General features: G+C 68.3%; 17 protein-coding genes and 2 tRNA genes. All 19 read left to right on the forward strand.

Features of this window, described 5'->3' with window-relative positions; genetic code table 11:
* Positions 1 to 90 precede the first annotated feature (90 nt).
* The 19 genes from D8896_RS08180 (at position 91) to idsA3 (ending at position 12654) form a co-directional block, all read left to right on the forward strand.
* A complete protein-coding gene (locus D8896_RS08180; protein ID WP_121821601.1) occupies positions 91 to 303 on the forward strand; it encodes a hypothetical protein in 213 nt (70 codons plus the stop codon).
* Between the two features lie 165 nt (positions 304 to 468).
* Positions 469 to 553, forward strand: a tRNA-Ser gene (locus tag D8896_RS08185).
* A gap of 93 nt (positions 554 to 646) precedes the next feature.
* Positions 647 to 1174, forward strand: a complete 528-nt coding sequence (locus D8896_RS08190; protein ID WP_121821602.1) for a 30S ribosomal protein S13 — start codon at positions 647 to 649, stop codon at positions 1172 to 1174.
* Positions 1174 to 1698 (forward strand): 30S ribosomal protein S4, encoded by a 525-nt coding sequence (locus D8896_RS08195; RefSeq protein ID WP_121821603.1) that lies wholly within the window; start codon positions 1174 to 1176, stop codon positions 1696 to 1698. The genes D8896_RS08190 and D8896_RS08195 overlap by 1 nt, the downstream gene beginning before the upstream one ends.
* 1 nt (position 1699) lies before the next feature.
* Positions 1700 to 2092 carry a 30S ribosomal protein S11 gene (locus D8896_RS08200; protein ID WP_121821604.1) on the forward strand — a complete coding sequence of 131 codons (393 nt, stop codon included), beginning with the start codon at positions 1700 to 1702 and terminating at the stop codon, positions 2090 to 2092.
* Between the two features lie 3 nt (positions 2093 to 2095).
* Positions 2096 to 2875 carry a DNA-directed RNA polymerase subunit D gene (locus D8896_RS08205; RefSeq protein WP_121821605.1) on the forward strand — a complete coding sequence of 260 codons (780 nt, stop codon included), beginning with the start codon at positions 2096 to 2098 and terminating at the stop codon, positions 2873 to 2875.
* A 143-nt stretch (positions 2876 to 3018) separates the two neighbouring features.
* Positions 3019 to 3103: transfer RNA gene (locus tag D8896_RS08210), tRNA-Leu, on the forward strand.
* A gap of 27 nt (positions 3104 to 3130) precedes the next feature.
* Complete coding sequence (locus D8896_RS08215; protein ID WP_121821606.1) at positions 3131 to 3481, forward strand: 50S ribosomal protein L18e; 351 nt, start codon at positions 3131 to 3133, stop codon at positions 3479 to 3481.
* Positions 3478 to 3915 carry a 50S ribosomal protein L13 gene (locus D8896_RS08220; protein ID WP_121821607.1) on the forward strand — a complete coding sequence of 146 codons (438 nt, stop codon included), beginning with the start codon at positions 3478 to 3480 and terminating at the stop codon, positions 3913 to 3915. The genes D8896_RS08215 and D8896_RS08220 overlap by 4 nt, the downstream gene beginning before the upstream one ends.
* Entirely contained in the window at positions 3909 to 4304 is a 396-nt protein-coding gene (locus D8896_RS08225; RefSeq protein ID WP_121821608.1) for a 30S ribosomal protein S9, read from the forward strand. The genes D8896_RS08220 and D8896_RS08225 overlap by 7 nt, the downstream gene beginning before the upstream one ends.
* A 2-nt stretch (positions 4305 to 4306) precedes the next feature.
* On the forward strand, positions 4307 to 4501 hold the full coding sequence (locus D8896_RS08230; RefSeq protein WP_121821609.1) for a DNA-directed RNA polymerase subunit N: 195 nt from the start codon (positions 4307 to 4309) through the stop codon (positions 4499 to 4501).
* Positions 4501 to 4683, forward strand: a complete 183-nt coding sequence (locus D8896_RS08235; RefSeq protein ID WP_121821610.1) for a DNA-directed RNA polymerase subunit K — start codon at positions 4501 to 4503, stop codon at positions 4681 to 4683. Before D8896_RS08230 ends, D8896_RS08235 begins: the two co-directional genes overlap by 1 nt.
* On the forward strand, positions 4680 to 5885 hold the full coding sequence (gene eno / locus D8896_RS08240; RefSeq protein WP_121821611.1) for a phosphopyruvate hydratase: 1206 nt from the start codon (positions 4680 to 4682) through the stop codon (positions 5883 to 5885). The genes D8896_RS08235 and eno overlap by 4 nt, the downstream gene beginning before the upstream one ends.
* Positions 5882 to 6655 carry a 30S ribosomal protein S2 gene (gene rpsB, locus D8896_RS08245; RefSeq protein WP_121821612.1) on the forward strand — a complete coding sequence of 258 codons (774 nt, stop codon included), beginning with the start codon at positions 5882 to 5884 and terminating at the stop codon, positions 6653 to 6655. Before eno ends, rpsB begins: the two co-directional genes overlap by 4 nt.
* A 117-nt stretch (positions 6656 to 6772) precedes the next feature.
* Positions 6773 to 8119, forward strand: coding sequence for a cytochrome P450 (locus tag D8896_RS08250; protein WP_121821613.1), 1347 nt, complete (start codon positions 6773 to 6775; stop codon positions 8117 to 8119).
* Between the two features lie 24 nt (positions 8120 to 8143).
* Entirely contained in the window at positions 8144 to 9145 is a 1002-nt protein-coding gene (mvk, locus tag D8896_RS08255) for a mevalonate kinase (RefSeq protein WP_121821614.1), read from the forward strand.
* Positions 9142 to 9876 carry an isopentenyl phosphate kinase gene (locus D8896_RS08260; protein ID WP_121821615.1) on the forward strand — a complete coding sequence of 245 codons (735 nt, stop codon included), beginning with the start codon at positions 9142 to 9144 and terminating at the stop codon, positions 9874 to 9876. Before mvk ends, D8896_RS08260 begins: the two co-directional genes overlap by 4 nt.
* Before the next feature lie 377 nt (positions 9877 to 10253).
* On the forward strand, positions 10254 to 11600 hold the full coding sequence (locus tag D8896_RS08265; RefSeq protein ID WP_121821616.1) for an RNase J family beta-CASP ribonuclease: 1347 nt from the start codon (positions 10254 to 10256) through the stop codon (positions 11598 to 11600).
* Positions 11601 to 11604: 4 nt separating this feature from the next.
* A complete protein-coding gene (idsA3, locus tag D8896_RS08270) occupies positions 11605 to 12654 on the forward strand; it encodes a geranylfarnesyl diphosphate synthase (RefSeq protein WP_121821617.1) in 1050 nt (349 codons plus the stop codon).
* Positions 12655 to 12685: the final 31 nt, after the last annotated feature.

Genomic DNA, 12685 nt, shown 5'->3' on the forward strand with positions numbered 1-12685 from the left:
CCGAACTGCTCCCCCTCAATCCCCGCCACGGTTCCCGACCGCTGGGAACCAGCACAACGCTGTTGGCCGTACCGCCGCTATCTCTCGGTGATGACACGGACCGTCGCCGACACGGTCGACTCGATCCTCGAACGCGTCGAGGAGCAGGTCGACGACCCCGACCTCGCCTTCGACGTCCGGACGGCCCGCCAGCTCGTCGTGCTGCTCGGCGAGGAACTTGACCTCGCTCACGAAGCTATCGACGACGCCGACATCGACGAGGGCCTGCGCGAGGACCTCCGGGAACTGGGTTACCTCGACTGAGCGTCGCGAACCCCTTCGATGCAGGCGGTTTTCCCGCGCTGTCCCACGGTCGGTCGCGCCCGGTACTTTCGTGACGCTTAAGTACCCTCCACGGAGTATTCCAGTACGCAATACGATGTAGGGGTACCGGGCCCCGAGTCCGGAAGGGCGACAATAGACACGCGAGTCGTGGTAGCCTAGCCTGGCCCAAGGCGCAGGGTTGCTAACTCTGTGGCGTCAAGCCTCCGGGGTTCAAATCCCCGCCACGACGTCGTACCGAACCGGACTTCCGGTTCGCAGGGGGTTCACCCCGCCGCAACCATCGAAGCGTTTTCAGCGCTTCGACCCAGACACCAGACAAGCTATGAGTGCAGAAGAACCACAGGACGACCCCGAAGACGATGAGGACCTTCGGTACTTCGTCCGCATCGGGCAGACGGACCTCGATGGGACGAAGGCCGTAGAGCGATCCCTCATCGAGATGAACGGCATCGGGCGACGAACAGCCCGCATCATCGCCGACGAGGCCGATGTCGACCGCAAGGCGACGTTCGGCCGCCTCGACGACGACGAGATCGACCGCGTGGTCGACGAGGTGGAGAGCTACGCGGACACGGTTCCGGAGTGGCTCACCAACCGCCGGAACGACTTCTTCTCCGGCGAGACCACCCACGAGACCGGCAACGACCTCTCGATGACCCGCCGGCAGGACATCAACCGGATGAAGATGATCAGTTCCTACAAGGGCGTGCGCCACCAGCGCGGACAGAAGGTCCGCGGACAGCGCACCAAGTCCACCGGCCGTACCGAGGGGACTATCGGCGTCAACGTCGAGGAGATCCGCGAGGAAGCCGCCGAGGAAGAAGCCGCCGAGGAGGGTGGTGAGGAATAATGCCGCTCGGTAGCAAGACGAAGGCCTACGAGACGCCGAACCACCCGTTCCAGGGCGAGCGCATCGCCTCGGAGCACGACCTGGTCGGCCGCTACGGCCTCAAGAACAAGGAGGAACTCTGGCGCGCCCAGTCCGAACTGCGTTCGTACCGCCGCGAGGCGCGGGCGCTGCTCGGTCGCGCACAGGGCGACGCGGAGGTCGCCGCCCAGCGGGGCGACGAGTTCCTCGCCCGCCTGAAGCGCATCGGCGTGCTCGACGAGGAGGACAGCCTCGACGACATCCTGTCCCTGGAGATCAACGACGTGCTCGAGCGTCGTCTCCAGACCGTCGCCTACCGCAAGGGCCTGGCGAACACGCCCGAGCAGGCGCGGCAGTTCATCGTTCACGGCCACGTCGTCGTCGGCGACGCCCGCGTCACGCGGCCGTCGTACAAGGTCGACGTCGACGAGGAGGCTCACGTCGACTTCGACGAGACGAGCCCGCTCGCGGACGAACTCCACCCCGAACGCGCGGAGGAACAATAACATGAGCGAATCCGAAGACGCGAAGTGGGGCATCGCCCACGTGCACGCATCGTTCAACAACACCATCATCACCGTCACTGACCTGACCGGCGCGGAGACGGTCGCGAAGTCCTCCGGCGGCGCGGTCGTCAAGCAGAACCGCGACGAGGCGTCCCCGTACGCGGCCATGCAGATGGCCGAGACGGTGGCCGAGGAGGTGCTGGCGGCCGGCGTCGAGGGCGTTCACGTCCGCGTGCGCGGCCCCGGCGGCAACCTCCAGAAGAGCCCCGGCCCGGGCGCACAGGCGACGATCCGAGCGCTCGCCCGCGCCGGCCTGGAGATCGGTCGCATCGAGGACGTCACGCCGATCCCGCACGACGGGTCGCGCGCCCCCAAAGGGAAGGGCGGATTCTAACCCATGGCTGAGGAGTACGACGTCCAGTTCATCGAACGCGAGGACCGGTCCGCCAGGTTCCTCGTCCGGGGCGTCACGCCGGCCTTCGCCAACGGCATCCGCCGGGCGATGATCGCCGACGTGCCGACGCTCTCGGTCGAGACCGTGCGGGTGATCGAGAACTCGTCGGTGATGTTCGACGAGCAGATCGCACACCGGCTCGGCATGGTGCCGCTGACGACGCCCGCCGACGAATTCGAGGCTGGCGACACGGTCACCCTGAGCATCGACGTGGAGGGGCCGGACACGGCCTACTCCGGTGACCTCGTCAGCGCCGACAGCCAGGTCGAACCGGCCGACGACAACGTGCCGATCATCGACCTGAAGGACGACCAGCGCCTCGAACTGGAGGCCGAAGCGGTGCTCGACACCGGGAAGGACCACGCCAAACACCAGGGCGGGGTCGCGGTCGGCTACCGCCACCTCCAGTACGTCGAGGTCCTCGGCGACGCCAGCGAGTTCGAGGAGCAGGAGTCGAACGTCCTGCGCGGCGTCATCGAGGAGCGCGAGGCCGAACACGCCGACGCCGACGCGGCGAACGGCGACCTCGTGCTCACCGAGTCGTTCGACAACGACCTCTCGGAGCGCTACCCCGGCAAGGAGGTCGCGGTCCACGACGTCGACAACGCGTTCGTGTTCCACGTCGAGACCGACGGCTCGTTCACGGTCGAAGAACTCGTGACCCGGGCGGTCGACACGCTGGAGGACCGGGCGACGGAACTCCGCGACGCGGTCCAACTATAGAGTACAGATGACCCTTCACACCGGTTCCCTGACGGCGGTTCGCCCCTTCGACGGCGACAGCCGCGGGACCCGACTCCGGTCGGCAACCGAAACTGGTTTGAAGGGCCGGCAAGAACGAACGGATGCCTACGAAGGCCCGACGTGCAGGGATAGCCAAGTTAGGCCAACGGCGCAGCGTTCAGGGCGCTGTCTCGTAGGAGTCCGCAGGTTCAAATCCTGCTCCCTGCATCACTTCTTCAATTCAGGAGGTACGTTATGAGTAAGACAAATCCGAGGCTGAGCAGTCTTGTCGCCGAGCTGAAATCGGTGGCGCGAGATGCGGACGCGAACGTCTGGAAGGACGTCGCGGCCCGCCTCGAGAAACCACGCCGTACGCACGCTGAAGTCAATCTCGGCCGCATCGAGCGGTACGCCGAGGAGGACGAGACGGTCATCGTGCCCGGCAAGGTTCTCGGGAGCGGCGCGCTGCAGAAGAGCGTCACCGTCGCCGCCGTCGACTTCTCGTCGACGGCCGAGACGAAGATCGAACAGGTCGGCGAGACCGTCCAGCTCGAACAGGCAGTCGAACAGAACCCCGACGGAACCAACGTGCGGGTGATCCGATGAGTATCGCCGAGTTCGAAGCCGACCTCGTCGTGGATGCGGGCGACTGCATCCTCGGTCGGGTCGCAAGTCAGGTCGCGGAAGCAGCACTGAACGGCGACCGCGTCGCCGTGATCAACGCCGAGGAGGCGGTCATCACGGGCGGCGAGGAGGACATCATGTCCACCTTCCGGAAGCGCCGGGAACTGGGCTCCGACAGCGGGCCGTACTACCCGAAGCGGCCGGACGAGATCCTGAAGCGCTCGATCCGCGGGATGCTCCCCTACAAGAAGCAGCGCGGTCGCGAGGCGTTCGAGAACGTCCGCGTCTACGTGGGCAACCCCCACGACCGCGACGGGGAGATCCTCGAGGGCACGTCGCTGGACCGGCTGTCGAACATCCGTTTCGTCCATCTGGGCGATGTCAGCGAGCAACTGGGTGCTAACGTCACATGGTAACCAACACGAGCGGCAAGAAGAAGACCGCAATCGCCCGCGCCACCGTGAGCGACGGGGACGGTAAGGTCCGTATCAACTCCCAGCCAGTCGAGCTGGTCGAACCGGAGCTCTCGCGCCTGAAGATGCTGGAGCCGTTCCGCATCGCCGGCGACGAGCGCGAGCAGGTCGACGTCGACGTCCGCGTCGAGGGCGGCGGCGTCAGCGGACAGGCCGACGCCGTCCGCACCGCCATCGCTCGCGGCGTCGTCCAGCACCTCGGGGACGCCGAACTCCGCGACGCGTTCATGGAGTTCGACCGCTCCCTGCTGGTCAACGACGTGCGCCAGTCCGAGCCCAAGAAGTGGGGCGGCCCCGGCGCACGGGCCCGCTACCAGAAGTCCTACCGCTAACCATGATGGTCCCAGTCCGGTGTTTCACCTGCGGCAACGTCGTGGGCGAACACTGGGAGGAGTTCAAGGCCCGGTCGCGCGAGGGCGACGAGGACCCGGAGAAGGTCCTCGACGAGCTTGGCGTCGAGCGGCACTGCTGCCGCCGGATGCTCGTGTCGCACAAGGACCTGGTCGACATCGTCGCACCCTACCAGTAATGTCCACCAACGAACGCTTCACACGGTACGAGAAGGCACGCATCCTCGGCGCGCGAGCGCTGCAGGTGTCCTACGGCGCGCCGGTGCTCATCGACACGGACCAGACGGAGCCGATCCTGATCGCCGCCGAGGAGTACGACGCCGGCGTGCTGCCCTTCACCGTCAACAGGGAGATGCAATGACGCTCATCACCACCGTCCGACTGCGCCGCGTGCTCGACTCCCGCGGGAACGCCACCGTCGAGGCCGACGTGCTCACCGAGAGCGGCGGGTTCGGCCGCGTGGCGGCACCCAGCGGCGCGAGCACGGGCGAGTACGAGGCGATCGAACTACCGGCACAGGAGGCCATCGCGAAGGCCCGCGAACTCGCCGTCCCCCGACTGGAGGGGCAGGTGTACGCGGGCAACCAGCGCGACGTCGACGCCGCGCTGCGCGGCGCGGACGGCACCGACGACTTCTCGGAGATCGGCGCGAACAGCGCCGTCGCCATCAGCATGGCCGCCGCGAAGGCCGGTGCCGACGTGCTGGGCGCGCCGACGTACCAGCACCTCGGCGGCACGTTCCGGGGCGAGAACTACCCGACGCCGCTGGGCAACGTTATCGGCGGCGGCGAGCACGCCGCGGACGCGACCCACATCCAGGAGTTCCTCGCCGCGCCGGTCGGCGCGCCGAGCGTCGCCGACGCCGTGTTCGCCAACGCGGCCGTCCACGACGAGGTCGCCGAGATCCTCGACGAGCGCGGCGTCCCCGCGGGCAAGGGCGACGAGGGCGCGTGGGCACCCTCGATCGACGACGCCGACGCGTTCGAGATCATGGACGAAGCCGTCGACACGGTCTCCGACCAGTTCGGCTTCGAGATCGGCTTCGGCCTCGACATGGCCGGTGCCGAACTGTACGACGCCGACGAGGACGGCTACGTCTACGGCGACCGGGTCCGCGACACCGACGAGCAGATCGACTACGTCGCGGAGCTGGTCGACGAGTACGACCTCGTCTACGTCGAGGACCCCCTCGACGAGGACGACTACGAGGGCTTCGCCGAGCTGACCGACCGCGTGGGCGAGCAGACGCTCATCTGTGGCGACGACCTGTTCGTGACGAACACGGCGCGCCTGGGGGACGGCATCGACGCCGGTGCCGGCAACAGCATCCTCATCAAGCCCAACCAGATCGGCACGCTCACCGACGCGTTCGACGCGATCGAACTCGCCGAGGAGCACGGCTACGACGCCGTCGTCTCCCACCGCAGCGGCGAGACGGAGGACGCGACGATCGCACACCTCGCCGTGGCGACCGACGCGCCGTTCATCAAGACCGGCACCGTCGGCGGCGAGCGAACCGCTAAACTCAACGAACTCATCCGCATCGCGGACGACGCACTATGACAGAGAACGACGCAGAACAGGAGGGGCTCGACGCGGCCGAGGAGGAGGTCGACCCGGAGCCGGCGGCAGGTGCCGGTCCGGCGGCCGAGGCCGAGGACGCCGAGCCCGCTGAGGAAGCGACCGCCGAGGACGCCGACGAGGCGACCGAGGACGAACCACAGCTGGACGAGGACGTGATGTCCGACGAGGAGGCCGACCTCCTCATCCCGGTCGAGGATTACCTCGGGGCCGGCGTCCACATCGGGACCCAGCAGAAGACCCAGGACATGGAGCGGTACATCCACCGCGTCCGGACCGACGGGCTGTACGTGCTGGACGTCTCGAAGACCGACAGCCGGATCCGCACCGCCGCGGACTTTCTGGCGAACTACGACCCCGAGCAGATCCTGGTCACGTCCTCGCGCCAGTACGGCCGCTTCCCGGCCGAAAAGTTCGCCGAGGCCGTGGGCGCTCGCGCCCGCACCGGCCGCTTCATCCCGGGCACGCTGACCAACCCCAAGTACGAGGGGTACATCGAGCCGGACGTGCTGGTCGTCACCGACCCCATCGGCGACGCCCAGGCCGTCAAGGAGGCCATCACGGTCGGCATCCCGGTCATCGCGATGTGTGACTCCAACAACAGCCTCGGCAACGTCGACCTCGTCGTCCCCACGAACAACAAGGGGCGCAAGGCGCTGTCGGTCGTCTACTGGCTGCTCGCCAACGAGACGCTCGACCGCCGCGGGGCCGAGCCCGCCTACTCGCTCGACGACTTCGAGAGCGGGATTTAACGTTTCGCGCTTCGACTCGTTTTCCGTTCTCCACCCCCGGCAGCGGTCGCTCCGCCGCACGGCCGTCGCCCGCCCGCCGGCCACACGATTAAGCCGCTGTAGTCCCTAGCCGTGTCGATGGCAGGCACACCCCCCGGACCGAACGGGGAACCGCTGTTCGGCGACAGCCGGCGCTACGCGCGGGACCCGTTCGGGTTCATTTCGGCGCTGGAGGAGACGTACGGCGACGTGTCGCGGTTCGACATGGGGCCGCTCGACACCTACGTGCTGTGTGCGCCCGAGGCGATCGAGCGCGTGCTCGTCTCCGAGGCCGACAAGTACCGGAAACCCGACTTTCAGGGCGACGCGCTCGGCGACCTGCTCGGGGACGGGCTCCTGCTCTCGGAGGGCGACACCTGGGAGCGCCAGCGCGATCTGGCTCAACCCGCGTTCTCGATGCGCCGCCTCTCCGGGATGGCCGACCGGGTCACCGACCACGCCGAGGCCCGGATCGAGCCGTGGGCGGACGGGGCGACGGTCGACGCCGAGGACGAGATGACCCGCGTCACGCTCGATGTGATCCTCGATCTGATGATGGGCGTTCGGCTCTCCGAGGAGCGCGTCCGGACGGTCCAGGAGCAACTGGAGCCGCTCGGCGCGCGGTTCGAGCCGGACCCGATCCGCTTCGCCGCCCCGGAGTGGGCCCCGATGCCGGGCGACGCGGAGTTCGAGCGGGCCGTCGACGCGCTCGACGACGTGCTGGACGAGATCATCGCAACACGGCAGGGGACGACGGGCGACGAGGACGGCCCGATGGACTTCCTCTCGGTCCTGCTACGCGCCCGGGACCGCGGCGAGCAGTCGGCCGACCAGCTCCGCGACGAGATGATGACGATGCTGCTCGCGGGCCACGACACGACCGCGCTCACGCTCACGTACACCTGGTTCCTGCTCTCGGAGCACCCCGAGGCCGAGCGACGGGTCCACGAGGAGGTCGATACCGTGCTCGACGGCGACCGCCCCGGCTGGGAGCACGTCCAGCAGTTCGACCACGTCGAGCGCGTGATCCAGGAGGCGATGCGACTCTACCCGCCGGTGTACACGATCTTCCGGGAGCCGACGGTCGACGTGGAGCTTGCGGGGTACGAGATCGACGCCGGGACGACGCTGATGCTCCCCCAGTGGGGGGTCCACCGCTCCGAGCGGTTCTGGGACGACCCCGAGGCGTTCGACCCGGATCGGTGGCTGCCCGAGCGGTCCCGCGACCGGCCGCGGTTCGCGTACTTCCCGTTCGGCGGCGGGCCGCGACACTGCATCGGGAAGCACCTCGCGATGCTGGAGGCGCAACTGATCGTCGCGACCGTCGCCAGCGAGTACCGACTGGAGTACGTCGGCGAGACGCCGCTCGACCTGTTGCCCTCGCTGACCGCCCACCCGCGGCAGACAATGTCGATGCAGGTCACGGAGCGGTCCGAAAACTCCTAACCCCCTCGGTCCGCACGGGCCGGTATGACTGTCTCCAGCGCTCCCGGGAAGGTGTACCTGTTCGGGGAGCACGCGGTCGTCTACGGCGAGCCGGCGGTCCCCTGCGCGATCGAACGCCGCGCGCGGGTCACCGCCGAGAAGCGGAGCGACGGGAAGCTCCTGGTCCACGCCGAGGACCTCTCCCTCGACGGCTTCACCGTCGAGTACAGCGGCGAGTCCGAGACACATCCGGACGTGGACGTCTCCGAGTCGCTCCTGGAGGCGGCCATGGGCTACGTCGACGCCGCCGTCGCGCAGGCCAGGGACGCCGCCGACGCGCCCGACGCCGGGTTCGAGGTGACCATCGAGAGCGACATTCCGCTCGGGGCCGGGCTCGGCTCCTCCGCGGCGGTCACCGTCGCGGGCATCGACGCCGCGACGCGGGAACTGGGCGTCGAACTCGCCCCCGAGGAGCTCGCCGACCGCGCCTACCGCGCCGAGTACGAGGTCCAGGACGGGCAGGCCTCGCGGGCCGACACCTTCTGCTCGGCGATGGGCGGGGCGGTCCGCGTCGAGGGCGACGACTGCCGCCGGATCGACGCGCCCGACATCCCGTTCGTCATCGGCTTCGACGGCGGCGCGGGCGACACCGGGAAGCTCGTCGCGGGCGTCCGCGAGCTCCGCGAGGAGTACGGCTTCGCCGCCGACACCGTCGGGACCATCGGGGACATCGTCTCGGAGGGCGAGCGCGTGCTCGCCGCCGCCGAGAACCCGGACGGCGACTGGATCGCGGAGCTCGGCGACCTGATGGACTTCAACCACGGCCTGCTGGAGTCGCTCGGCGTCTCCTCGCGCTCGCTGGACGCGATGGTGTGGGCCGCCCGCGACGCCGGCGCGTACGGCGCGAAGCTCACCGGCGCGGGCGGCGGCGGCTGCATCGTCGCGCTGGACGAGACCGAGGAGACGGAGACGGCGCTCAAGTTCACGCCCGGCTGCGAGGAGGCGTTCCGCGCCGAACTGGCGACCGAGGGGGTGCGTCGGGAGTGATCGTCCTGAAGCTCGGCGGGAGCGTAATCACCGAGAAGGACCGCCCGGAAACGCTCGACGGCCCGGCGCTGGACCGGGCGGCGGACGCCGTCGCCGACGCGGACGAGGACCTAGTCGTCGTCCACGGGGCCGGGAGCTTCGGCCACCACTACGCCGAGAAACACGGGACGTCGACGACCGAGGGAACGCACGACCCGGACGCGGTGCTGGACATCCACGGGGCGATGACGACGCTGAACCGCTTCGTGATCTCGCGGCTACGGGCGCGGGACGTGCCCGCGCTCCCGGTGCATCCGCTCTCGGCCGCCTCGCGCGACGACGGCGGTCGGCTGTCGCTGCCGACCGAACAGGTGGCGACGATGGTCGGCGAGGGGTTCGTGCCGGTGCTCCACGGTGACATGATCGCTCACGAGGACGAGGGGACCACCGTCCTCTCGGGTGACGAAGTCGTGACGCGCGTCGCCGCGGCCCTGGACGCGGACCGCGTCGGCGTCTGCTCGACCGTGCCGGGCGTGCTGGACGCCGACGGGGACGTGGTAGACACCGTCGAGGCGTTCGCGGACGTGGCCGACGCAGTCGGCGAGAGCGAAGCGACCGACGTGAGCGGCGGGATGGCCGGGAAGGTGCGGGAACTGCTCGCGCTCTCCCAGCCTGCCTCCGTGTTCGACCTGGACGGACTCGACGCGTTCCTCGCCGGCGAGGCCCCTGGAACGACGATCCACGGGGATTGATGGGCGAACCGGCGACGCAAACCACCCGCGGAGCGACGCGTCGCGCGACCGCTCACCGCTCCGCGGTGAACTCCCAGCGCATGGCCCTGGCTGGTTCCGTCCCCCGTTGTAAACCTGTGGACGTGCGAGTTCGGTGTCGCGCCCGCCAACCCACGCAGTTTTTAACACCAGGGTGTGTAGAGGTCAGTAACGGAAACCCGCGGGCAAGTGTGGAACGCCGTCTTGCCGTGCTGTGGGCCTGCTGGCCCTGCGTTCCACATAGCGGGTGCGTGGCCGACGTGCTGTAAGACGCCGGGGTCGACGTATCCGTCCCCCGTGGGGAGTTTCAGTGAGCGACATCGCCACGACGCCGTGGCTTTCAATGCTCGGATCAAACCATGGAAATCGAAATCGCAACCATCGGCGGCTACGAAGAAGTCGGCCGGCAGATGACTGCCGTCCGCGCAGGCGACGACGTCGTCGTCTTCGACATGGGTCTGAACCTCTCGCAGGTTCTGATCCACGACAACGTCGAGACCGAGAAGATGCACAGCCTCGACCTGATCGACATGGGCGCCATCCCCGACGACCGGGTGATGAGCGAACTCGAAGGTGACGTGAAGGCGATCGTGCCGACGCACGGCCACCTCGACCACATCGGCGCGATCAGCAAGCTCGCGCACCGCTACAACGCGCCCGTCGTCGCCTCGCCGTACACGATCGAGCTGGTCAAACAGCAGATCGAGAGCGAGCAGAAGTTCGGGGTCGAGAACAACCTCGTGAAGATGGAAGCGGGCGAGACGATGAGCATCGGCGAGCGCAACGAACTCGAGTTCGTGAACGTCACGCACTCGATCATCGACGCGATCAACCCGGTGCTGCACACGCCCGAGGGGGCGATCGTGTACGGGCTGGACAAGCGGATGGACCACACGCCGGTCATCGGCGACCCCATCGACATGAAGCGGTTCCGGGAGATCGGCCGCGAGGACAACGGCGTCCTCTGTTACATCGAGGACTGTACCAACGCCAACAAGAAGGGCCGTACCCCCAGCGAGTCCGTCGCGCGGCGGCACCTGAAGGACGCGCTGTACAGCATGGAGGACTACGACGGCGGCATCGTCGCCACGACGTTCTCCAGCCACATCGCGCGCGTCCGGAGCCTCGTCGAGTTCGCCAAGGACATCGGCCGCCAGCCGGTGTTGCTGGGACGCTCGATGGAGAAGTACTCCGGCACCGCGGAACGCCTCGACTTCGTCGACTTCCCGGAGGACCTGGGGATGTTCGGCCACCGCAAGTCCGTCGACCGGACGTTCAAGCGGATCATGAAGGAGGGCAAGGAGGACTACCTGCCCGTCGTCACGGGCCACCAGGGCGAGCCACGCGCGATGCTCACCCGGATGGGTCGGGGCGAGACGCCGTACGAACTGGACGACGGCGACAAGGTCGTCTTCTCGGCCAGGGTCATCCCGGAGCCGACCAACGAGGGCCAGCGCTACCAGTCCGAGCGCCTGCTGAAGATGCAGGGCGCGCGCATCTACGACGACATCCACGTCTCCGGCCACCTGAACCAGGAGGGTCACTACGAGATGCTCGACGCGCTCCAGCCACAGCACGTCATCCCGGCTCACCAGGACATGAGCGGCTACTCCTCGTACGTCAACCTCGCGGAGAACGAGGGGTACAAGCTGGGCCGCGACCTGCACGTCACCCGCAACGGCAACCTGATCCAGCTGGTCGAGTAGAGTCATGACAAGCCCTGAGGCGCGCGAGGAGACGGTGCTGTCGGCGGTCGCGGAGCGACGCGAACTGGTCAACGACGCCATCGAGGAGTCGCTCCCGGTCGAGGAGCCGGAGCGACTGTACGAGGCGTCCCGCTACCTGCTGGACGCCGGCGGGAAGCGCCTCCGGCCGACCGTGCTGCTGACCGTCGCCGAGGCGCTCGGCGACGAGTCGCCGGCGACGGCCGATTACCGGGCGTTCCCGGACCTCACGGACGGGGTCGTCGACGTGATGGCCGCTGCCGTGAGCGTCGAGGTCATCCAGTCGTTTACCCTGATCCACGACGACATCATGGACGACGACGACCTCCGGCGCGGCGTCCCGGCGGTCCACCGCGAGTACGACGTTGAGACGGCGATACTGGCCGGCGACACGCTGTACTCGAAGGCGTTCGAGATCATGCTGGACACCGGCGCGCCGGCCGAGCGGTCCGTCGAGGCGCTGGACGTGCTCGCCAACACCTGCACGCAGATCTGCGAGGGGCAGTCCCTCGACGTCGAGTTCGAGAGCCGCCGCGACGTGCTCCCCGACGAGTACCTCGGGATGGTCGAGCAGAAGACCGCGGTCCTGTACGCGGCCAGCGCCGCGCTGCCGGCCATCCTGCTCGGCGCGGACGACGAGACGGTCGACGCGCTGTACGGCTACGGGCTGGACGTGGGCCGCGCGTTCCAGATCCAGGACGACGTGCTCGACCTGACGGTGCCGAGCGACCGGCTCGGCAAACAGCGCGGGAGCGACCTCGTGGAGAACAAGCGGACGCTGATCACGCTCCACGCGCGCGAACAGGGGATCGATGTGGACTCGCTCGTCGACACCGACGACGTCGACGCCGTCACCGAGGCGGAGATCGACGAGGCCGTCGCCGCCCTGGCGGACGCGGGAAGCATCGATTACGCGAAAGAGACCGCCGAGGAACTGGTCGAAAACGGGAAAGACAGGCTCACGGTCCTGCCCGACAACGACGCCCGGCGGCTGCTGGAGCAGATCGCCGACTACCTGATCGAGCGCGGCTATTAAAGCCGCCACTTCTCCCCGTTCGCCGCCCGGA

Source organism: Halostella salina (assembly GCF_003675855.1).
Lineage (GTDB): Archaea > Halobacteriota > Halobacteria > Halobacteriales > Natronoarchaeaceae > Halostella > Halostella salina.